At 70.3% G+C, this 18,988-nt stretch carries 25 protein-coding genes; 6 read left to right on the top strand and 19 right to left on the bottom strand.

Going from position 1 to position 18,988, the window contains the following annotated elements:
• Positions 1-105 precede the first annotated feature (105 nt).
• The 8 genes from ACZ466_RS19370 to ACZ466_RS19405 all read right to left on the bottom strand — a co-directional run bounded on the left by ACZ466_RS19370 (position 106) and on the right by ACZ466_RS19405 (position 6,434).
• Positions 106-735: an MBL fold metallo-hydrolase gene (locus tag ACZ466_RS19370; RefSeq protein WP_378285286.1), complete on the bottom strand. Its 630-nt coding sequence runs from the start codon at positions 733-735 to the stop codon at positions 106-108.
• Complete coding sequence (locus ACZ466_RS19375; protein WP_378285287.1) at positions 732-1,820, bottom strand: S-(hydroxymethyl)mycothiol dehydrogenase; 1,089 nt, start codon at positions 1,818-1,820, stop codon at positions 732-734. Before ACZ466_RS19375 ends, ACZ466_RS19370 begins: the two co-directional genes overlap by 4 nt.
• 146 nt (positions 1,821-1,966) lie before the next feature.
• Positions 1,967-2,374: a hypothetical protein gene (locus ACZ466_RS19380; RefSeq protein ID WP_378285288.1), complete on the bottom strand. Its 408-nt coding sequence runs from the start codon at positions 2,372-2,374 to the stop codon at positions 1,967-1,969.
• 180 nt (positions 2,375-2,554) lie between these two features.
• On the bottom strand, positions 2,555-2,848 hold the full coding sequence (locus tag ACZ466_RS19385) for a hypothetical protein (protein ID WP_378285289.1): 294 nt from the start codon (positions 2,846-2,848) through the stop codon (positions 2,555-2,557).
• Positions 2,849-3,127: 279 nt separating this feature from the next.
• Positions 3,128-3,832, bottom strand: a complete 705-nt coding sequence (locus ACZ466_RS19390; RefSeq protein WP_378285290.1) for a bleomycin resistance protein — start codon at positions 3,830-3,832, stop codon at positions 3,128-3,130.
• A 93-nt stretch (positions 3,833-3,925) separates the two neighbouring features.
• Positions 3,926-4,318 carry a VOC family protein gene (locus tag ACZ466_RS19395; RefSeq protein WP_378285291.1) on the bottom strand — a complete coding sequence of 131 codons (393 nt, stop codon included), beginning with the start codon at positions 4,316-4,318 and terminating at the stop codon, positions 3,926-3,928.
• Positions 4,303-5,220, bottom strand: a complete 918-nt coding sequence (locus ACZ466_RS19400) for a polyprenyl synthetase family protein (protein WP_378285292.1) — start codon at positions 5,218-5,220, stop codon at positions 4,303-4,305. Before ACZ466_RS19400 ends, ACZ466_RS19395 begins: the two co-directional genes overlap by 16 nt.
• A 119-nt stretch (positions 5,221-5,339) precedes the next feature.
• The gene (locus tag ACZ466_RS19405) at positions 5,340-6,434 is read right to left on the bottom strand and encodes a serine hydrolase domain-containing protein (protein ID WP_378285293.1); all 1,095 of its coding nucleotides are present in this window, start codon (positions 6,432-6,434) and stop codon (positions 5,340-5,342) included.
• A gap of 223 nt (positions 6,435-6,657) precedes the next feature.
• Between ACZ466_RS19405 and ACZ466_RS19410 the strand changes: the two genes are divergently transcribed.
• Positions 6,658-7,509, top strand: coding sequence for a hypothetical protein (locus ACZ466_RS19410; RefSeq protein WP_378285294.1), 852 nt, complete (start codon positions 6,658-6,660; stop codon positions 7,507-7,509).
• A gap of 521 nt (positions 7,510-8,030) precedes the next feature.
• On the opposite strand, the gene ACZ466_RS19415 is transcribed toward ACZ466_RS19410, so the two are convergent.
• The 4 genes from ACZ466_RS19415 to ACZ466_RS19430 form a co-directional block, all read right to left on the bottom strand.
• The gene (locus tag ACZ466_RS19415) at positions 8,031-8,225 is read right to left on the bottom strand and encodes a DUF397 domain-containing protein (RefSeq protein WP_378285296.1); all 195 of its coding nucleotides are present in this window, start codon (positions 8,223-8,225) and stop codon (positions 8,031-8,033) included.
• A 512-nt stretch (positions 8,226-8,737) separates the two neighbouring features.
• Entirely contained in the window at positions 8,738-8,923 is a 186-nt protein-coding gene (locus ACZ466_RS19420; RefSeq protein ID WP_378285297.1) for a DUF397 domain-containing protein, read from the bottom strand.
• Entirely contained in the window at positions 8,920-9,120 is a 201-nt protein-coding gene (locus ACZ466_RS19425) for a DUF397 domain-containing protein (RefSeq protein ID WP_378285298.1), read from the bottom strand. The genes ACZ466_RS19420 and ACZ466_RS19425 overlap by 4 nt, the downstream gene beginning before the upstream one ends.
• 89 nt (positions 9,121-9,209) lie before the next feature.
• A complete protein-coding gene (locus tag ACZ466_RS19430; protein ID WP_378285299.1) occupies positions 9,210-9,374 on the bottom strand; it encodes a DUF397 domain-containing protein in 165 nt (54 codons plus the stop codon).
• Positions 9,375-9,673: 299 nt separating this feature from the next.
• On the opposite strand from ACZ466_RS19430, the gene ACZ466_RS19435 reads away from it, so the two are divergent.
• The gene (locus ACZ466_RS19435; RefSeq protein WP_378285300.1) at positions 9,674-10,789 is read left to right on the top strand and encodes a hypothetical protein; all 1,116 of its coding nucleotides are present in this window, start codon (positions 9,674-9,676) and stop codon (positions 10,787-10,789) included.
• A 454-nt stretch (positions 10,790-11,243) separates the two neighbouring features.
• On the opposite strand, the gene ACZ466_RS19440 is transcribed toward ACZ466_RS19435, so the two are convergent.
• The 4 genes from ACZ466_RS19440 to ACZ466_RS19455 all read right to left on the bottom strand — a co-directional run bounded on the left by ACZ466_RS19440 (position 11,244) and on the right by ACZ466_RS19455 (position 12,747).
• A complete protein-coding gene (locus ACZ466_RS19440) occupies positions 11,244-11,447 on the bottom strand; it encodes a DUF397 domain-containing protein (protein ID WP_378285301.1) in 204 nt (67 codons plus the stop codon).
• A gap of 70 nt (positions 11,448-11,517) precedes the next feature.
• Positions 11,518-11,706, bottom strand: coding sequence for a DUF397 domain-containing protein (locus ACZ466_RS19445; protein ID WP_378285302.1), 189 nt, complete (start codon positions 11,704-11,706; stop codon positions 11,518-11,520).
• 91 nt (positions 11,707-11,797) lie between these two features.
• Positions 11,798-11,974, bottom strand: a complete 177-nt coding sequence (locus ACZ466_RS19450) for a DUF397 domain-containing protein (RefSeq protein ID WP_378285303.1) — start codon at positions 11,972-11,974, stop codon at positions 11,798-11,800.
• A complete protein-coding gene (locus tag ACZ466_RS19455; protein WP_378285304.1) occupies positions 11,962-12,747 on the bottom strand; it encodes a helix-turn-helix domain-containing protein in 786 nt (261 codons plus the stop codon). The genes ACZ466_RS19450 and ACZ466_RS19455 overlap by 13 nt, the downstream gene beginning before the upstream one ends.
• A 116-nt stretch (positions 12,748-12,863) precedes the next feature.
• Between ACZ466_RS19455 and ACZ466_RS19460 the strand changes: the two genes are divergently transcribed.
• The 4 genes from ACZ466_RS19460 to ACZ466_RS19475 all read left to right on the top strand — a co-directional run bounded on the left by ACZ466_RS19460 (position 12,864) and on the right by ACZ466_RS19475 (position 16,820).
• Entirely contained in the window at positions 12,864-13,262 is a 399-nt protein-coding gene (locus ACZ466_RS19460) for an ATP-binding protein (protein WP_378285305.1), read from the top strand.
• A gap of 303 nt (positions 13,263-13,565) precedes the next feature.
• Positions 13,566-13,688, top strand: coding sequence for a hypothetical protein (locus tag ACZ466_RS19465; protein WP_378285306.1), 123 nt, complete (start codon positions 13,566-13,568; stop codon positions 13,686-13,688).
• A 37-nt stretch (positions 13,689-13,725) separates the two neighbouring features.
• Positions 13,726-15,384 carry an NAD(P)/FAD-dependent oxidoreductase gene (locus tag ACZ466_RS19470; protein WP_378285307.1) on the top strand — a complete coding sequence of 553 codons (1,659 nt, stop codon included), beginning with the start codon at positions 13,726-13,728 and terminating at the stop codon, positions 15,382-15,384.
• Positions 15,381-16,820: an ATP-binding protein gene (locus tag ACZ466_RS19475; protein WP_378285308.1), complete on the top strand. Its 1,440-nt coding sequence runs from the start codon at positions 15,381-15,383 to the stop codon at positions 16,818-16,820. The genes ACZ466_RS19470 and ACZ466_RS19475 overlap by 4 nt, the downstream gene beginning before the upstream one ends.
• A gap of 4 nt (positions 16,821-16,824) precedes the next feature.
• Here ACZ466_RS19475 and ACZ466_RS19480 read toward each other — a convergent pair whose 3' ends face one another.
• From ACZ466_RS19480 to ACZ466_RS19490, 3 genes are all read right to left on the bottom strand, one after another.
• Positions 16,825-17,178, bottom strand: coding sequence for a DoxX family protein (locus tag ACZ466_RS19480; protein ID WP_378285309.1), 354 nt, complete (start codon positions 17,176-17,178; stop codon positions 16,825-16,827).
• 47 nt (positions 17,179-17,225) lie between these two features.
• Positions 17,226-18,131 carry an alpha/beta fold hydrolase gene (locus ACZ466_RS19485; RefSeq protein WP_378285310.1) on the bottom strand — a complete coding sequence of 302 codons (906 nt, stop codon included), beginning with the start codon at positions 18,129-18,131 and terminating at the stop codon, positions 17,226-17,228.
• Between the two features lie 147 nt (positions 18,132-18,278).
• On the bottom strand, positions 18,279-18,974 hold the full coding sequence (locus ACZ466_RS19490; RefSeq protein WP_378285311.1) for a hypothetical protein: 696 nt from the start codon (positions 18,972-18,974) through the stop codon (positions 18,279-18,281).
• Between the last annotated feature and the right edge of the window lie 14 nt (positions 18,975-18,988).

The following is an 18,988-nucleotide window of genomic DNA, read 5'->3' on the forward strand; positions in this document are numbered from 1 at the left end:
AGGCGCCACCCGTCGTACTACTCAACGCGACCCCGGCGGCGTACTCATCCCTCGCGCGCGAAGGGCCCGCGGGACGACTCGCCGCGGGCCCCGCCGGAGAGCGGCTCAGTGCCCCCGGTCGATCCACTCCTGCAGGTGGGGCGCCTCCGCCCCGATCGTGGTGCTGTCGCCGTGCCCGGTGTGGACGACCGTCTCCGGCGGCAGTTCCAGCAGCCGGTCCCGGATCGAGGCGATGATCAGGTTGAAGTCGGAGAACGACCGCCCGGTCGCCCCCGGCCCGCCCTGGAAGAGGGTGTCGCCGCTGAACAGCACCCCCAGATCGGGGACGTAGAAGCAGACCGCGCCGGGCGCGTGCCCCGGCGTGTGGATCACCTCGATCCGGGTGCCCGCGACCTCGAGGACCTGGCCGTCCGCCAGCTCCCCTGTCGGCCTGCGCTCGGTGTGGGTGAGCCGCCACACCGGCAGGTCGGCCGGATGCAGCAGGATCTCCGCCCCGGTCGCGTCGGCCAGCTCCGGGGCCACCCGCACGTGGTCGTCGTGGGCGTGCGTCGCCAGGACCGCCACCAGCCTGCGGTCCCCGACCACCTCCCGGATCGCCTCCGCGTCGTGCGGCGCGTCGACGACCACGCACTCGGCGTCGTCCCCGAGCACCCACACGTTGTTGTCGACGTCGAAGGTCTGGCCGTCCAGGGAGAAGGTCCCCGAGGTGACGGCGTGGTCGACGCGGGCGCTCACGGGAAGATCACCACCGAGCGCAGCACGTCGCCGTGGTGCATCTTGGTGAACGCGGCCTCTACCTCGTCCAGCGCGATCGTCTCGGACACGAACGCGTCCAGGTCGAGCCGCCCCTGCCGGTACAGGTCGATCAGCATCGGGAAGTCGCGGGAGGGCAGGCAGTCGCCGTACCAGGAGGACTTCAGCGCCCCGCCCCGCCCGAACACCTCCAGCAGCGGCAGCTCCAGCCGCATCTCCGGGGTGGGCACCCCGACCAGGACCACGGTCCCGGCCAGGTCGCGGGCGAAGAACGCCTGCTCGTAGGTCTCCGGCCGGCCCACCGCGTCGATCACCACGTCCGCGCCGAACCCGCCGGTCAGCTCGCGGATCCCCGCCACCGGGTCGGCCGCGGACGCGTCGATCGTGTGGGTGGCGCCCAGCCCGGTGGCCCACTCCAGCTTCCGGGCGTCGATGTCCACCGCGATGATCTTCGCGGCGCCGGCCAGCCGCGCCCCCGCGACCGCGGCGCTCCCGACCCCGCCGCAGCCGATCACCGCGACGCTGTCGCCCCGGGTCACCCCGCCGGTGTTGATCGCGGCGCCCAGCCCGGCCATCACCCCGCAGCCCAGCAGCCCGGCCGCGGCAGCGCTCGCTTCCGGGTCCACCTTGGTGCACTGCCCCGCCGCCACCAGCGTCTTCTCCGCGAACGCGCCGATGCCGAGCGCGGGCGACAGCTCCGTCCCGTCCGCCAAGGTCATCTTCTGCTTCGCGTTGTGGGTGTCGAAGCAGTACCAGGGACGGCCCCGCAGGCACGCCCGGCACTGCCCGCACACCGCCCGCCAGTTCAGGATCACGAAGTCGCCGGGCTCCACCTCGGTGACGCCGTCCCCGACCTCCTCGACCACCCCGGCGGCCTCGTGGCCCAGCAGGAACGGGAACTCGTCGTTGATACCGCCTTCCCGGTAGTGCAGGTCGGTGTGGCAGACCCCGCACGCCTGCACCTTCACCAGGGCCTCACCCGGACCCGGGTCGGGCACCAGGACGGTCTCCACCGAGACCGGCTCGCCCTTGCCCTTGGCCACCACTCCGCGGACTTCATGCGCCATGGACAGTTCCCTCCTCGTGGACGGCATCGTCGCCGCCCACCCTAGGCCGCCCGGCCTGCGGCGCTCGCCTGGTGACCGGGCCTTGGCGACAGGCCCTATCATCACCGTCCCCGGCCCGCCCTATGCACTCCGTCCTGTGGAAAACCTCAGCGCAGCGCTTCCTTCCACGCCCGCCCGCACGCCCGCCCGGCAGGGATCCCGCCGAGCCGCTCCGTCAGCATCGTGTTCTGCGGCTGGAGGAAGGAGAACCGGTAGGGCGAGCCCGCCGCGGTGAGCTTCATCCCGCCGCCGAAGTAGTACCAGGGGAAGGTGACCTTGCCGATCCCGGACGCGGCGACGTCGAACACGACCCCCGCGTGCCCGCCGTCCAGGTGGGCGGCCAGGCCGGGCCGCCCCGACCGCTTCTCGACCTCGCGGAGCTGGCCGCCGGTGAGCGCGCCCCGCCCGTACGCCTCGAACGTCAGCCGCCCGTCCCCCAACCGCAGCGTCCCCGGCGCGCTCCCCGTGGACCCCATCATCAGCCACACCACGGTCCGCAGTTCCTGAGTGATCATCACGTCTCCCCCGTGCGTCGACTGCCGCGTTCACGGTAGGCAGGCACCGGTCCCGGACGACACGGCTCCGCGTCCCGGTCCCGCCCGGCCACCCCTCAGGACAAGCGGCCACCGCGCGCTGCCGGCGGCGTCCAGCAAAAAGCCCCGGCACCAGTTTGCCGGAGCTTTTGCTGACAGCCATCAGCGCCCGAAGAACCCGAAGTCGCCGAAGTTGCCGAAGTCACCGTGGCGCCCGAAGTCACCGTGGCGGTTGAAGTCGCCGAAGCGGCCGAAGTCACCGTGGCGGCCGAAGTCGCCGTGATCCCGGAAGTCGCCGCGGTCGTGCCGGTACCCGTTGTCGCGGCCGTTGTTCCACCAGTCGCCGTACCGGTCGCCGTCTCCGTGATGGTCCTTGACGACCTGCTGGCCGGTGGTGGCCGAAGCGCTGATGGCGGTGACCCCCAGGAGTCCTGCGAGCGTCATTACCGCTGTCATCAGACCAATGATAATGAGGCGCATACCTTCATTCCTTTCCGTGTAATTTACGCTTCGCCTCTCGCCCTCTTTGATCTGTATGGGTCTTTCCAACGAGCCTAGGAAGAATGTGTTTTATGCAAACCTAACGACCGGTCAAGCCTCCCCAAAACCGCCCGCGCCCCAGGATCATCGCCACGGCGCAGCCCGGCCCCGCGGGCTCTCCGCGACGGCGCGGGCGAGAACGAAGACCTGGCGGAAGAAACCCCGCGCCGCCCCTGCCCTGAGGGCTTCGCGGGCTCAGACGGCTTCGTTCAGGTCGTCCAGCCGCCGCAGTTCGTCGCGTACGGCCTCGCGCTCGCCGGGGGTCAGCTCGACGCGCGCGGCCTCGTCCACCAGTTCCCTGGCCCGGCCGCCCTCCTCCATGTGCACGGCGACGTCGGCGCGCAGGACCAGCGCCTCGACCCGCTGCGCCGCCGTCAGGCCGTCCGCGTCCGCGAGGAGGTGATCGAGGATCTTGGCGGCTCCGGCGAAGTCCTCCTTGGAGTTCACGTACAGCCGTGCCGTGTGGAGGGCGCGGCCGACCTTGTCCTTGGGCGCGGGCCGGTGCTCGAAGTGGTCGGAGATCGGCTGGCCGATGCGCAGCTGGTTGCCGTCCGGGTCGGTCACCAGGAACTGGCGGACGCCGTACGACATGTCGCCGAGCCGGCCGATCCGGGGCAGCCCGCGCGCGGGGATCCGGCCGAGCGCGGCCTTGAGGTTGCCGCGGAACGCCGCGTACAGGCCGTCGACATCAGTGGTCAGGACGTAGCAGCTGAAGAGGCCGGTGTTCGGGTCGTGCGCCTTCATGCCCCCGAACTGCACCTCGATGTCGCCGTAGCGGACCGCCAGGAAGGGGTAGGGGCGCGTCTCCCGGAAGGTCAGCTCGAACCCGAGCGCCTCGTAGAACGCCCAGCAGTCGTCGATGTCCCGGCAGGGAAAGATCGGAATGGTCTTCTCGGCCATGCCGTCACGGTAGGACCCGATCACACCGCTAGTCAAACTTGAATAGCCAGTCCCGCGCCGCACGGCCGCGGTGCGGGCGGCACGCCCAGCGGGTCAGGCAGGACCCAGGAGGTCCCAGCGGTTGCCGGCGATGTCGAGGAAGACGGCGACGCGCCCGTAGGGCTCCGTCCGGGGCGGCTTGACGAACTCGACACCGGCGGCCGTCATGCGCGCGTGGGCGGCGTCGAAGTCGTCCACCTGGAGAAAGAACCCCACGCGTCCGGCGACCTGGTTCCCGACGGCGGGGGTCTGCTGCGGGCCGTCCGCGCGGGCGAGCAGGATGCCGGTCTCGGCGCCCGGCGGCCGGACGACGACCCACCGTTTCGGACGGCCGTCATTCGTCCGCGACGGAGAGTCCTCGACCAGGTCGAAGCCCAGGGCGCGGGTGTAGAACTCGATGGCGGGATCGTAGTCGTCCACGACGATCGTGATCAGGTCGAGTCGCATCCGGCGAGGATAGTCAGCAGGCGTGCCACTTCCGCGGGGAACGGGGCGGCGCGCAGGGCGGACAGGGCGCGCTCGCGATACTCCCCGATCATCTCGGTGGTGACGGAGACGGCGCCGGTGGCGGCGATGATCGCGCGGGCCTCGGCCGCGCCCGCCTCGTCCAGGCCGGGATCGCCCAGCAGCGCGCCGAGCCGCAGCCGCTGCGCCGGGTCTGCGCGCCGCACGGCCAGGGCGACGACCACGGTCGACTTGCCCTCCCTCAGGCGGCCGGGGTGCCCCATCACGTCCTCCAGGTCGTCGCACATCTGGAACGCCTGGCCGAGCGGCAGCCCGTAGGCGCTGCACGCCGCCAGGACCCGCGCGTCAGCGCCCGCGGCGGCCGCGCCGATGTGCAGCGGCCGCTGGACGGTGTAGCTGCCCGACTTGTACCGGTCGACGGTCAGCGCCTGCTGGACGGTGCCGGTCGCGCAGAGGTCCAGGTACTGGCCCACCACGAGTTCGGTGCGCATCCGGGCGAACATCCGCCGGGCCTCGCGCATCGAGCCGAACAGCTCGTCCGCCCAGCTCGCGCACAGGTCGCCCAGCAGCACCGCGGCGTTCTCGCCCAACCCCGGCAGGGGCAGGTAGCGGGCGTGGTGCAGCTCGACGGCGGCCCCGAGGCGCACCACCGTAGGGTCGTCGGGATCGCCGCCACCCGCCAGCCAGCCGCAGTAGCAGTACATCGGCCGCAGGCGCTCCCCGCCCCCGCCCAGGAAGTCCCGCAGGACACTCACCGGCACGGCCAGGTGCGCGCCAGCGTCGGTGGCCAGTTTGTCTTGGAGCGTGCGATCGAGGAACGCGTCCACCGCCGCACGGAACCCTGCCAGCAGATCGCTGTCGCTGCGCGTGCTGAACGTCGTCACCGGCATGCCCCCTGCCCGTCCGCCTCACACCACGGCAGACGGTAACAACACGGAACGACCCAAACCCTTTCTGTTGCGACAGACTGGGGCACCCCGCGCGGAGACCCTTTCCAGACCCGTCAGTCGCACAGGGCGGCGGAGACGGCGCGTCCCTGGTCGTCCTCCTGGGCCTGGGTGCCGCCGGGGTTGAGGTTGATCATGACGGTGACCTGCCGGCGGCCGTCCAGGGTCACGCCGGACTTGGCGGTGTAGCCGAGCATGTCCCCGCCGTGGCCCCAGAACTCGCCTTCGCAGCCGTCCAGCTGGAACCTCTGCAGGCCCAGCCCGTACTCGCTGCCCGAGGAGCCACCGGTGGGCCGGGTCGTCATCATCTCGCGCTGCTGGTCCGGTCGCAGCAGCCTGCCCCTGACCAGCGCGCCGAGGAACCGGTTCACGTCCGCGGCACTGGAGATCATGTCGCCGCCGCCGAACGCCATGGAGGCGTTGAGCTCGGTGAGGTCGAGCAGCTCGGACCCCGCCCGCACGTACCCGCGCGCATGCCCGCTGCCGATGCCGGTCTCGTCCCCGGGCACGGACGTGTCGCGCAGGTGCAGCGGCCGCACGATGCGCCGGTCGATCTCCTCCCCGTGCGAACGACCGGTCACACGCTCGATGATCATGGCGACCAGGATGTAGTTGGTGTTGGAGTAGCTCCACTGCGACCTGGGCTCGAAGAGCCTGTCATGGTCGAGCGCGACCTGCAGGAGCTCGCGCGGATCGTGATCCTCGTACCGGTGCTCGATGAAGTGCTGCGGCGAGAGGAGCCGCAGGTAGTCCGGCAGGCCGGTCGTGTGCTGGAGGAGGTTCCGTACGGTGATCTCCCGCCCGTCGTTGCCGTTGCCACGCACCACCCCGGGGAGGTAGCGCTCCACGGGCGCGTCCAGCTCGACCTTGCCCTCGCCCACGAGCTGGAGCACCACGGTCGCGACGAACGGCTTGGTCAGGCTGCCGATCCGGAACCGCCCCCCGCGCGGCATCGGTGTCCCGGTGCGCACGTCGCCCAGCCCTTCGGCAATGGCCGTACGCTCCCCCCGTCCGGTCACCAGCGCCTGCGCGCCCACCGCGCCGTCCTGCGCGGTCAACCGCTGCATCACCCGCCGCAGCTCCGCCTGATCCGTACGCGCCACGGCCGGCTGCGCCGTCACCACGGTCGTCAGGGCCAAGGCCCCGCTCACCAACGCCACATACCTTCGCATGGGCGTTCACACTAGGAACGGCACCGCCGAATCAACGTCACCCGCAAGAGCCAACCCCCAACCGCCCCCAGCCACCCTTCTCGGCCGCGAGTCCTTACCTCTCAGGTTCTCCTCCCTCCTACATCTGCGGTCGTAGGGAGCGCCGGGGAGATACGGCCGGAGCCAGATGCCGTGGTGATCTTGGATGGGCGAGTTTTGGCCCATGCGAATCCTCACCGCTTCAGCACTGATCGTCTCCCTGCTGGCCACCGCCGTCACCCCCGCCCACGCCGCCCGATCGCAGGCCAGGGCATCCGAGATCACCGTCACGCCCGACGGGTTCACCGCCCCGGCCACCGTGCCGGAGGCCACGTCCTTCCGGGTGACCGCGACCGATCCCGACGGCGCGTACATCGGACTGGTCCAGCTCCGGAAGGGGGTGTCGCTCCAGCGGTACCTGGCCGACCTCGAACAGGCCTACGACGAGTCCGACCCCGAAGCGGCCCTGGCCGGATCGCGGGCCGCCGAACGCGACGTGGTGATGTACGGCGGCGCGGCCGTCCTGCCCGGCGTTCCCGTCACCTTCACGCCCACGCTCCGGCAGGGCACCTACCACCTGCTCGACTTCAAGGACGTCGGGTCCCCCGGCTTGGAGGCCAAGGTCCGCACACTGCGCGTCCTCGGCCCGGGCCGCACCCGGCCTCGGGCCGAGGCGGAGATCGTCCAGCACCAGACGGCGCGGTTCGGCGTCTCGGGCGTCCTGCGCGCCGGGGCCCCGATCCGTGTGACCAACCGGTCCCGCCAGTTCAACGAGGCGATCTTCATGCCCGTACGGGAGGGCACGACCCGCGCCCACGTCGGCGCCTTCTTCACCGCCCTGGAAGCCGGCGAGGCGGCCTCGCCCCCGTTCACCGGAGGCCCCATCGGCACGGTACCGCTGTCGCCGGGCCGCTCCACGGTCATCTCGGTCGGCCTACGACCGGGCACGTACGCCCTGGTCACCTGGATCACCGACTACCGCACCGGCCGGATGTTCGCCGCCCAGGGAATGCACGAGATCGTCACCCTGAAATGAACCCCGTCCCCCTAGATGCGCGGCTCAGGGTCTTCGGCGTGCATCGAAACCTGGCGGAAGCACCTGCCGCACAACGGCACGGGGGCGGGTGCTCCTGCGACAGGACGACGCCAGCGTCCCGCAGCACTCCCGCTGGTGGCCGTCCAGGCCGGGGCCTCGGCACACGCCGCCAGTGTCCGGGCTCGTTCGCGCGGCCCCTCGACGTGCCGCCGCCCGGCCCGGAGCAGCCTGCGCCGGCAGCGGCCCACCAGCCAGGCCAGCACGAACCAATCGCGGGCCGGAACCAGCGCCGCGCCCACGTCCGCGCTGCGGCGCAGACCAGTCAGGTAAGCCAGGACGGGCAGGGCGAACACGAAGTTGCCATGCACCCCGATCAAAGGCCACACCGATGACCAGCGCGGTCAGCGGCCAACCCGCCCAGCAACAATCACCGCACACCGGCGGCGGAACGGACGGGCAGCACCCGGAGGAAACACCAGCAAGGCTCCCGAACAAGGGCACGGCGTGGCATCCTCGCCAGGTCAGTTGAGGTCGCCAGCCTTCACCCGCTCGACCAGGCTCCGGAAGGCCGCCCGGCTCACCGCGAGGCGCGGCCCTGCCGGGTTCTCACTGTCCCGGATGCCGATCGCGTGGGCCACCGCCGCGACCTCGACGCACTGCTGCTGGGAGTTGTTGTGGCTGTGGCTGCTCTTACGCCAGCGGACGGTCTCCGGCACGGCGGCCTCCTCTGCTCAAGCGCGCTCCCACCACCGTACGCACCTGAACCGGCCAAAGGGAGCGACATTCACTCCCATCGCGCCGCGACGTCCCCCTGAGCAAGACCCGCCCGCCTACGCGCCTCCGCGAGTTGATGGCCCCTGGTCTCAGCCAGCAGCCTGCGCGTCCCGGCCTCCACCTCCGCCGGTGAGACCCCGGCCGCGTACAACTCCCGCTCCAGCTCTTCCCAATCCTGCGGAGCCCGCCCAGGCATGGTCACCCTCTCCCTCGATGGCGGCACGGCACCCCACAAGTCCCGCCGTCCGCTCGCGTTCCACCGCATGCAATTCACACGCTATCCGCAACTGGGCGACTCACCGCCTGGGTTGAGGCGGTGACCAGCGACCCAAGCGTCAGGCTGCGCACGGGCGCGAGCCTGCCGTTGACGGTCCGCCCAACTCGGGGTAACGGCGGTGGGCTTCGTCCTTGATGTCCTGCCAGCGCCGTCCGGTGCTCACCGCCCAGCCGCCTCTCACTCGACCTGCCTCCCCAAAGCCGCCGCGAGCGCTCCGAACGCCTCACGACTGACCACAAGTTGCGGCCCGTCCGGATCTTTGGAGTCTCGTACGCCCACTGCACCAGGGAGCTCTGCCACCTCGATACAAGCACCGCCGTGCTCGTTGCTCCGGCTGGCCTTCCGCCACACGATCGCGCTCACGTCGAGCCCATCCCCTTCACGGACACAGCGAACGTCCTGAACGCCTCATGGCTCACCAGGAGACGCGGCCCCTCCGGGTCCTTGGAATCCCGCACAGCGACTGCGCCGGGAAGGCTGGCCACCTCCACGCAGTGGCCGCCCTGGTCGTTGCTCCGGCTGGCCCTCCGCCACACGATCTTGGACACGTGCACCACCACCCTGGTATCGAGCGCTCCTGCCAGAGTCGCACCGCAAGCGTCCTAGAGAAAGCTGGCCCCGGCATATGCGGGGCCCAGTTTCCGAGGGATTACCTTTTCAAGGACACCGCGAACGCCTTGAAGACCTCATGGCTCACCAGGAGACGCGGCCCGTCCAGGTCCTTGGAGTCACGTACGGCAACCGCGCCGGGGAACCCGGCCACCTCGATGCATGCACCGCCTTGGTCGTTGCTGCGGTTGGCTTTTCGCCACACGGCCTTAGGTTATTGCGCGGTCTCTGACGTGTCCGCTGCAGTAGAAGGAAGATCACTTACAGTAGTCAAGGTTGGGTCGTCGACACGGTTGATCACAGATATTTCCACACCTGCGGATCCCTCCTGGCGGCGTTACTAGGCACAAGCGTTCTTGAATCGCGAAGTCGGGCAGGTGGGTCCCTCGGTTGTGGCATTCCGCATTGCCGAGGTGACGCGACCTGGCGGGAGCGCGGGCGACAGAAAATGTCGGTGTGAGGTGACAGTCTCGGCTTCGGCGATCGAGGGATCAGGAGTCGGTCATGCAGTTGCTGTTCAGCGGTGAAGTGCACGTCCACTACAGCCAGGTGTACGTGCACAGCTCGCAGAGTTTCGGCAGCAGCCTGCGCGATTGCTTCGCGGGTCAGGTCAACGGGTTGTGCGGCGCGGCGGAACCCGGAATGTTGTTCTTGACCACCGGCCTGCACACCGGCAACGTCGGGTTCGCCGTCGAGTCGCATGATGAGCCGCCCCTGATCGACGACGGGGCCTGGGAGGAGATCGTCGAAGTCTCCTTCACACCGGAGACGGACGACGTCGTCCTGATGCAGTGGGCGGGGGAGGCCAGGTGGGACCTCGAACTCGATCGGGTCGACTACCGCGTCCGGTGCTGCGCCAGCGGAATGAGGGCGGCCAGGGACGCCGACACCAGGCTCGAGGACGAGCCGCTGATCGACCGCTACCTTCTGCAGTTCTGGCCGGCCCCGCCCGAACCCGATCGCGTACTGAAGCAGACCACTGAGATCGCCGCGTACTGGCACGAGTTCGCCCGCGGTCTGCCTCCGGCCCCGACGCCCGCAGAAAGAGCCGAGGCGGCGCGTCTTGCCGAGCTGGAAAAGGAACGCAAGCAGGAACGCGAGCAGGAAAAAGCCAGGCTGCGTTCTGAGATGCTTCTATGGGGCGGACAACTGCCCAGCGAGCGGCTTCGGCGCGTTGCCGGTAACGCGCCCGGCTTGGTTCGCCTTGATCGCGACCTGGCCGAGTCGATAGCGGCGACCGATCCGGAACTGCAGCGTGACATCGCCCGGTGGGCGGCGCGACGCGCCTACCAGGTGGCGGGTCTGACGGGCATCGATTGGATCGCCCCCGCCCTGGCCGCCATGCAACAGGGCCGCGACCTTCCCCCGCCCTTCGACGACTTCGAACAGGTCTGGCCCAGACTGTTCGCCGACGAAAGCGTGCCGAGAACGACGGTCACGCTTCCTCAAGGGGAGGTCGACAACTTCTCCCAGCAGGCGGCGGCCGTGCCGGCACTGTTGGGCGCGGTCTCGGCCGACCCGTTGCAGGCCGCGCTCGACGCTCTCTATGCCGCCGCGGCCGCCTTCGGCACCGACTACCGCGGCCTCTTCCAGCAGGTCCGGGATGCGTTCGACCTGTAAGCACGCCAGGTGAAGACGCGCCTTGTCCTCGCGGCCGTCCCGCCAACGTCTGCTGGCGGGCCGTTCTACCGCCCCACCCCGCGAGCGTGAGGAGCGCGCGATCACGCGCGGCCTGTTCAATGCTGATTGGGGGGCCGTCCCCACACGCGTGGGTTCTGCGTCCTCACCCCGCTCTGATCCGGGGCCGCCCGCGCTGGTACTCCCACCGGCGTCGCCGCGCAAGGTCGTCAACACCACCACCACCATCGCCGCTGGTGACACGGCAGAAGAGCTCGACAAGGGGCGGCGTCGGCTTCTGGCGGTCGCTCAGGAGACTCGACGGGTCCAGCCTGGACTTGCCGGGCTAAAGCCACGTCCACCATCCTTGTGGCCGAGTACCTCCGCCAGAGTCGCATCAGACGCGCCCCAGAGAAAGAGATGCCTCGGCACCTGCCGGAGCCTCATCCTCCGAGGGCTACTTCTTCAAGGACACCGCGAACGCCCTGAACGCCTCTCGGCTGACCAGGAGCATTGGCCCCTCCGGGTCCTTGGAATCCCGCACAGCGACTGTGCCGGGAAGGCTGGCCAGCTCCACACACAAGCCGCCCTGGTCGTTGCTTCGGCTGGCTTTCCGCCACACGGCCTTGGTCACGTCCACCACCACCCTTGTGCCGAGCACCTCCGCCAGAGTTGCATCCGACGCGTCCCAGGGAAAGGGGGAAGCCCGCCGGGCCCTCGTCCTCCGAGGGCTAGTTCTTGAGGGACGCAGCGAACGTCCTGAACGCTTCCCAGCTCACCATGAGGCTCGGCCCCTGCGGATCCTTCGAGTCTCGTACAGCAACCACACCGGGAAGCGCCGCTACCTCCACGCAGTTGCCACCGAGGTTGTCACTCCGGGTGGCCTTCCGCCACACGATCTCAGACACGTCCACCACCATCCTTGCGCCGAGTGTTCCAGCCAGGGTTGCACCGGACGCGTCCCAGAAAAAGCGAAACCCCGGCACGCGCCGGGGCCTCGTCTGATCGGGGCTACTTCTTCAGGGACGCCGCGAACGTCCTGAACGCCTCACGGCTCACCATGAGCCTCGGCCCCTGCGGGTCCTTGGAGTCCCGCACCGCGACTCCCTCGGGCAGCCCCGCCAGTTCCACACACGCACCGCCCTGATCATTGCTCAGACGAGCCTTTCGCCAGGTCACGGGCTCCACCGGACCACCGCCTTTCGTAGGAACTCGCGCGAGTCACTGACGCTCAGAGAGCGCGCCTGCAACTCCGCGAATGCGCTGACGAGGTGCAAGATATCGCCCACATCATTGGATGTGACGCCACCAGTCGAGGTCTCTTGATGAACGAGTTCCTCGCCGTTGGGCTGGGTGGCGATGTTGAAGGCGCTCGAGACGCCCCGGTGGTACATCGTGGAAGCGATCTGCAGTGTGATGTTCTCGGCCTGCGAGACCTCCAGGAGGTACTCGCACTGGGCGTGCATCACTTCCCGGCTGCCGACCTGTCGTGCCAGCACACTCTCTTCCAGGACCACCACAAGCCGGGGCGGGTTCTCTCGCGTAAGGATCTGCTGCCGCCGGAGTCGCCCTTCGAGGCCCGTCTGGTCTGACGCGAGGAGTACACGGGCGTAGTCCTCCCTTTGCAGGAGCCCGTCCACGTACGTTGCCGAGAAGGCGCGGAGGAGGGCGGCGGTGGATTCGGCTTGGGGGTAGTCGGCGAACCACTTGGGGTAGCCGGAGGAGCGGAGTAGGTCGTTCCAGGCGTCCTCTAGGGCGGGGGCGCAGCCGAGGGCGTTGTCGGCGCACTGGGCGAACTCCTCGCGGCAACGGGTTACGCCCGTCTCGACCTGGCCGATGTAGCTGCGGCTGATGCTGATGAGTTTGGCCAGTTCGAGGCGGGAGAGGCCGGCCGTTTCGCGGCGGCGGTGGAGTTCCGCGCCGAAGGCGATGGTCTGCGGGGTCGGCTTGCGTGACGCCATGGTGCCACCTCTCTGCAACCGCCTGCCGAGGACTCGTTTGTCCTCGTTCGCTTCTCCCCTGAGATTACGCCGAGTCAGTAAGTCTGTGCGGTGGGTCACGAACATTGGGAGGGAAGATGGCCGAACCGCCGACGATCGTGTTGAAAGCGCAGCCGGAAGCGATCAAGGAGGCGCGGGATTGGGTGGGGCTGATTCTCGGGGCGTGGGGCCTGGACAGCTTTGTCGCGCGGACGGTCGTCACGGAGCTGGCCACGAATGCCGTCAAGCACGGATCGCAGCCGGGAGATCCGATCGTGGTGCGCGTTTACCTGCGGGACGGGCGGCCTGTGGTGGAGGCGTGGGATCGGTCGGACGAGGCCCCGGTCGTGCGGACGCCCGATGAACTCAGTGAATCGGGGCGGGGGCTGCTGCTCATGACGCAACTGGTCGTGCGTTGGGGGACGCGGGCGCTCAATGAGGGCGGGAAGGTCGTCTGGGCGGAGTGTGAGGCCGAATCGGTTGCGTCGGCCGGCTAGTTGGGAAGCGGCGGGTCGGGTTCCGGCCGTGGGGTTGGTCAACGGGTGTGACGTAAGTGGCTTGGGTGCCTGCGGGGTACTCGATGCTGTCGGCGATCGATCTCAATGGCGGGAAGCGGGGCGGACGCGTACGGAGGCGGGAGATGCGGGCTTCATCGCCTCGCGGCAGGTGCCTCCAGGCTGTTCTTCAGGGACGGGCTGGTGGGCCGGGGGGTTTAGGGGGTGTTTCGGGAGGTAGAGGCACTGTTGTCGGATTTGTGGCCGATTGTGGTCTGGCCGCAAATACCCCAACCCGTGTGGGAGGTGAGTGCCATCCTCACGCTGCTGATGGCCCCTCTGGTGGCGCTGGTCGTGCTGTTGCTCATGGAGAGGCTGGAGTCGGCACTGCTGGCGCCCTCCAAACGAGAGCCAGGGGAGCCTCACTGAGGAGCGATTCGCCGTCCTGTAGGGGATGATGCGTTCCATGAGCCAGCCGATCCTGTTGACCGTCGATGACGACCCGTCGGTGTCCCGTGCCGTCGCCCGTGACCTGCGCCGAAGGTACGGCCCTGACTACCGGGTGATGCGGGCCTCGTCCGGTGCCGACGCGCTGGAGGCGCTGCGCGAGATCAAGCTGCGCGGCGAGACGGTGGCGGCGATCCTGGCCGACTACCGGATGCCCCAGATGAACGGCATCGAGTTCCTCGAACAGGCGATGGACCTCTTTCCGCGGGCCCGCCGGGCGCTGCTGACCGCCTATGCCGACACCGAGGCGGCGATCCAGGCGATCAACGTGGTGGACGTCGACCACTACCTGCTCAAGCCCTGGGACCCGCCCGAGGAGAAGCTCTATCCGGTGGTGGACGCCCTGGTGGAGACCTGGAGGGCGGTCGGCGAACGGCCGGTCGAGGAGATCAAGGTGGTGGGGCACCGCTGGTCGGAGCCCTCGTACCGGGTGCGCGACTTCCTGGCCCGCAACGCCGTCCCCTACCGCTGGTACTCGGTGGACGAGCCGGAGGGCAAGCGGCTCCTTGAGGCCGCGGAGGCCGGTCCCGACGACATCCCGGTGGTCGTCACCCCGGACGGCACCGCGCTGATCCGTCCGGCCGGGCACGAGATCGCCGCGGCGGCGGGCCTGTCGACCGATCCCGCCAGCGAGTTCTACGACCTGATCGTGGTGGGCGGCGGCCCGGCGGGGCTGGGCGCGGCGGTGTACGGGGCGTCCGAGGGCCTGCGCACGGTGCTGGTGGAGAAGAAGGCGACCGGCGGGCAGGCCGGACAGAGTTCTCGTATCGAGAACTACCTGGGCTTTCCCGACGGCGTGTCGGGCGCTCAGCTGACCGACCGGGCCCGGCGGCAGGCCCGCAAGTTCGGCGCGGAGGTGCTGACGGCGCGTGGCGTGGTGGCGCTGGAGACGCGGGGTTCGGCGCGGGTGGTGCGGTTCGAGGACGGCTCGGAGATCGCGGCGCACTCGGTCGTGCTGGCCACCGGCGTCATGTACCGGTCGCTGAACGCGGCGGGCTGCGGGGAGCTGACCGGGCGCGGGATCTACTACGGGTCGGCGTCGACGGAGGCGCAGTCGTGCGAGGGCGAGGACGTCTACATCGTCGGCGGGGCCAACTCGGCGGGCCAGGCGGCGGTGTTCTTCTCCCGGTACGCCCGCAAGGTGACGCTGCTGGTCCGCGGCAAGGACCTGGGCCAGTCGATGTCGCACTACCTGATCGAGCAGATCCGGGCCATCGACAACATCGAGGTGCGGCTGCGCACGACGGTCGCCGCGGCCAAGGGCGACGGGCACCTGGAGGAGCTGACGCTGTGCGACGCCGACACCGGCAGGACGGAGGAGGTCCGGACCGGGCACGTCTTCGTCTTCATCGGCGCCGCGCCCCACACCGACTGGCTGGGCGACACGCTGGCGCGTGACGACCACGGTTTCGTGTGCACCGGGCCCGATCTGCTGGACGAGGGGAACCGGCCGGTGGGGTGGCCGCTGGACCGCGACCCCTACTACCTGGAGTCGTCCGTCCCGGGCGTGTTCGTGGCCGGGGACGTGCGGGCCCAGTCAGTGAAACGGGTGGCCTCGGCGGTCGGCGAAGGCGCGATGGCCGTGACCCTGGTGCACCGCTATCTGGAGGAACGGTGAGCGACGAGGAGAGGCTGGCCCCGGCCGACCTGAAGACACTGTTCCTGTTCGCGGGGCTCGACCCCGCGCAGCTCGACTGGGTGTCGGCCCACGGGCAGGTCGAGGCGTTCTCGCGGGGCGCCGCGGTGTTCCGCGAGGGCGAGCCGGCGACGTGCTTCTTCGTGCTGCTGAGCGGCACGATGCGGATGACGCGGGCGGTGCGGGGCGAGGAGGTGGAGACCGTCCGCTCCGACCAGCGCGGCGTCTACTCCGGCGCCACCCAGTTCTTCCTGGCGGATCAGGAGGACCCGCGGTACGGGATGTCGGTGTACTCGGTCACCGACACCACGTTCTTCCTGCTGCCGGCCGAGGAGCTGGCCGAGCGGTTCCGCACCTGGTTCCCGATGGCGACGCACCTGCTGGAGGGCATGCTCATCGGCAGCCGCAACATCCAGCTGGTGGTGGGGCAGCGGGAGCGGCTGCTGGCGCTGGGGGCGCTGTCGGCGGGCCTCACCCACGAGCTGAACAACCCGGCCGCGGCGGCGGTGCGGGCGACCGCGTCGCTGCGCGAGCGGGTCGCGGGGATGCGGCACAAGCTGGCGCTGCTGGCCCAGCACGACATCGAGCCCGGCCTGCTGGAGAAGCTGATCGACGTCCAGGAGCGGCTGGTCAAGCGGGTCGCGGCGGCGCCGAAGCTGACCGCCATGGAGGTCGCCGACCGGGAGGACGAGCTGATCGACTGGCTCGACGACCACGACGTGTCCGACGGCTGGGACCTGGCGCCCACCTTCGTCCCGGCCGGGATCGCCGTGTCCGACCTGGACGAGGTCAACGACGCGGTCGGGGAGGAGTTCCTGAACGCGGCGCTGCGCTGGCTGGGCTACGCGCTGGAGACCGAGACGCTGATGGGGGAGATCGAGGACGCCACCGCCCGGATCTCCAAGCTGCTGGGGGCGGCCAAGCAGTACTCCCAGATGGACCGCGCCCCGTTCCAGTGGATCGACGTCCACGAGGGCCTGGACTCCACGCTGGTCATGCTGTCCGGCAAGATCGGTTCGGGGGTGCGGGTGGTGAAGGAGTACGACCGTTCGCTGCCCGCCGTCCCGGCGTACGCGGGCGAGCTCAACCAGGTGTGGACCAACCTGATCGACAACGCGGTGGCGGCGATGGAGGGCTCCGGGACGCTGACGGTGAGCACCCGCCCGGCCGGCGACCGGCTGATGGTGGAGATCCGCGACAGCGGGCCGGGCATCCCGGAGGAGAACCTGCAGCGGATCTTCGAGCCGTTCTTCACCACCAAGCCGGTGGGGGACGGCACCGGGCTGGGCCTGGACATCTCCTGGCGGATCGTGGTGAACCGCCACCACGGCGACCTGCGGGTGGAGTCCGAGCCGGGCGACACCCGGTTCCAGGTGCTGCTGCCGCTGGACGAGCGGCCCGCGGACGGCCCGTCCTGACGCGTCAGGCGGTGATCAGGCGGAAGACGAAGGCGACGATGGCCAGCACCCCGTAGGCGATCGCCGGTCGCATCGCGTCCACCTGGTCGCCCGCCTTCGCGTGGACGATCAGCGCGCCGCCGATCCGCCCGATCAGGCAGAACGCGGCGACCACGCCCAGCCAGGACAGCCAGAGCCCGATCAGCAGGCCGAGCGCGCCGAGCAGTTCGGCGACCCCGATGAGCCGGTAGGCGGACCACTCCACGCCCAGGTGGTCGGCCTCGGCCACCTGCTGCTCGGCACCGCTGACCTTGGAGTAGCCCGCGAAGGCGAACGCGGCCGCCGTCAGGACCGAGATGATCACGGTGAGTACGAACATGCTCACCCTGTGCCCGGCCTGGGCCGCCCCATGCCGCCGGGGCGGTTTCAGCCGCCGGGGCGGTGGTCGAGGAGGCGGCGGATCTCGGCGGCGACCAGGTCCGGCTCGGTGAGGATCAGCGCGTGGCCGGATTCGCGGGCCAGGACGTGGCGGCCGTGCGCCGAGCGTTCGGCGCGGTCGCGGTGGGAGGCGTTGACGGCGGCGCGGAACTTCTCGGGCATGCCGGTGTCGGCGAGCGCGCCGGAGATGGTGGTGACGGGGATGTCGCGGGGCAGGTCCAGGGGGTCGTGGCGGAGCCGGTTCGTGGCGGCGACGAGGCCGTGGAGCTCCGCGCCCCGGGTGCGCATGACCGTGTTGGTGAAGCCTTCGGCGCGCATGTCGGCCTTGGCGTCGGGGGGCAGGGCGGCGAGCTGGCCGCGGTAGAGGAGCTTCAGGAGGCCCAGGCGGGCCAGCAGGACGCTGGCGCGGTGCGCGATCCGCTCCATCCGCCGGAATTTGGGGTCGAACAGCGGTTCGCAGCCCTCGTCGGTGGCGTCGGCCAGGACCAGCCCGGCGATCCGGTCGGGCTTGGCGGCGGTGGCGGCGCGGACGATCGGGCCGCCTCCGCTGTGGGCGACCAGGATGAACGGGCCCGGTTCCAGGTGGTCGAGCAGGTCGTTCAGGTCGTCGGCCATGCGCTCCAGGGTGCGCGGCTCGATGTCGGCGGGGCTGCGTCCCAGGCCCGAACGGTCGTAGGCCACGGCCCGCGCCCACTCCGCCACCTGGGGTTGGATCAGCGCCCAGAACGACCGGCTGGCCGCCATTCCGGCCTCGAACACCACGGTCGGCCTGGGAGCGGGCCCGGTCTCCGTGGCCGGGCCGGGGAGTTCCATGTAGAACAGCTCGCGGCCGTCGCGGGTGTGCGCGGTTCCGGGCGTCCCCTGGGTGTGGACGGCCTCCTGCTGCCGGGGCATCGGCGAACCTCCCATGTCAGCCCTCACGGACAAAGAATTAGGTAAGGCTAACCTCACTTACAGTGGCCCACAAGGTCATCCGGCGACCCGCGCGGCATCGCGCCAGGTCGCCGGATTCGGACATGCCCGGGAGGGAATTCCGGGTCGTCAGGAGTCGGTCTCGGTGAGGGTCAGGCCGGACACGCCGCCGGAGATGAGGATCAGGTACCGGTCCTCGGTGGTGCCGTAGCCGGGGGTCTCGTCGGTGAGGCCATTGCCGACGGCGCCGAACGAGCGGCCGTCGAGCGTCACCTTCGTGAGGCCCTTCGCCGCCTCGATCCGTACCGGGACGCCCGGCGGCCGCAGGATCGTCAGATCGTCGGCCGAGGCCAGCCGGACGACGCGGGTGCCGCGCGGGCGGCCCAGCGTGATCGTGACGTGCGCGACCCCGGAGTGGAAGGCCAGCGACCGCAGGTCGACCCCGGTGAAGTCGGCCTCCAGCCGGGCCGCTCCCCCGTGCACGTCCACCGACCAGGGCGAACCCGGGTCGATCCGGACGGTGCCGGGCGCGGGGCGGCGGAACAGCCGCGAGCCGAGCGGGTACTCGACGTGCGTCCTGCCGTCCACGGACCACACGGTCGGGACCGGGTCGCCGAAGTCGGCCTCCAGCAGGCCGCCGAGGCCCGCGCGGGCCGACAGGGCGAGCCGGTCGAGCCCGTTGTCGAAGCTCAGCCGGGCCGTCGCGTCCGGCCGCCCGGGGCCGGGCACGCGGACCCGGGCCGCCCGGACGCCCTCGGCCGTGACCTCCGCCCGCTCGTCCTCGCGCCCCGCGTTGGGGCCGGTCTGCGCCTGGATCTCGGACATCTCTTCGCTCCTTG

The sequence above is a fragment of the Actinomadura rugatobispora genome (assembly GCF_055379765.1).